The organism is Microcystis sp. M49636_WE2 (assembly GCF_030065375.1).
Taxonomy (GTDB): domain Bacteria; phylum Cyanobacteriota; class Cyanobacteriia; order Cyanobacteriales; family Microcystaceae; genus Microcystis; species Microcystis aeruginosa_C.
On sequence record NZ_JASJFG010001015.1, the window covers coordinates 1 to 1,306 of the forward strand.

The 1,306-nt window shown below is 41.0% G+C and carries 2 protein-coding genes and 1 pseudogene; 2 read left to right on the forward strand and 1 reads right to left on the reverse strand.

The features are described from left to right. A pseudogene (locus PX484_RS23320) lies at positions 1 to 381 on the reverse strand (hypothetical protein); the annotation flags it as partial. A 567-nt stretch (positions 382 to 948) separates the two neighbouring features. On the opposite strand from PX484_RS23320, the gene PX484_RS23325 reads away from it, so the two are divergent. Continuing rightward, positions 949 to 1,128, forward strand: coding sequence for a hypothetical protein (locus tag PX484_RS23325; RefSeq protein ID WP_287688652.1), 180 nt, complete (start codon positions 949 to 951; stop codon positions 1,126 to 1,128). Positions 1,129 to 1,172: 44 nt separating this feature from the next. Next, the coding region (locus PX484_RS23330; RefSeq protein ID WP_288105778.1) for a S4 domain-containing protein at positions 1,173 to 1,306 on the forward strand (134 nt) is incomplete at its 3' end.

The window sequence follows — 1,306 nt, forward strand, 5'->3', positions numbered from 1 at the left end:
AATGGGAATTTGAATGATTTTAGCTTGATTTTGTTGATTTAGGCGCAAGCTTTGGGCTTCTACGGATTCTTCTAATAATAATCTGGCTAAAGCGGTCGATTTTCCTGAACCGGGACGACCTTTTAAAAGAACGTGATTAGTTGCATACTTGCGTAAACCATCTAAAACCGTGAATCTTTCGGTTTTTTCTGGTCTTTCTGGTCTTTCTTGTCGGTTTTGTGGTTCTTTTTCAATCGTCTGTACCCACAAATCCCTTAGCAAAGGTGCAGTTTTCGACGGGCGTGTTTTTCCCTCTACGTCCGTGAGGGTGTAAAATGTCTCCCATTGGGCGTACTTTTCCGAGTCCGAGATTGATTTGAGATAGGGAGTCCAGTCAATCATTGATGCTGTCTGTTAGTTCGAGAAGGAACCCGGATTAAACTTTCTAATATTTTAATTGTAGGCTAAGTTAGTTCGGACTAAGGAGATTTTGCCATGACTTCCACGAAAGAATAGAGCTAACCAGCTACGGTAAAATTAGGGTTTCGGCTTATCCTCACCTCAGCTTAACTAGGAATAGGCCGATTTATCTTGTTAAGGTTATATTTTGAGCCACTTTTGTCAATTTAGCCACAAACATAAACATCAATCGTAGGGTGCGTTACGCTTTGGCTAACGCACCCATTTAATAATTAAGTTGCTGCGTGGGTTGCGGATTATTAATTTGTTTTTTTGTCAGAGATTATCGCCGCAAACACGCACCCTACAAGATTGGAGATCGCACTTCCATCAATTGCCGATCTCTTTCTTCTCTCAACCGCTTGGATAACCGAGAAATAACCCGTTTAAAGTCATATCCCCCCGTAAAAAAAATTAGCCCGACTTTTTTAACAATTGTCGGCAAAATTTTGCTTGCTTTTTTCACGGCTTTTTGCAATAATATTTTTATAAGACTTTATATATAATGGAGTGGCAGAGTTCACTAAAAAACGCACAGATTTCCATTATAAGAAAAGTATAACCGAAGCCGCCGCCCAAGTCAAGGGATTACTCCTCTTTTTTTTGAGAAGTTTTCAAAGAAAAAAAATCAAAGAGGCAGCCGGAGATATTCGGTTTTTCTTCACTATTTGGGCGAAAAAACCCTTTTAGGATGCCTATAATAGGAGATAGAAAGGGTTAAAAACTAAAAAAAAATGGCGGAGAGAGTCCAGAAAATCCTTGCCCAGTGGGGAATTGCCTCCCGAAGAAGGGCGGAGGAGATGATCGTAGCCGGCCGGGTGAGACGGAATGGCAAAATCGTGCAGTTAGGAGAAAAAGCCGACCCCGA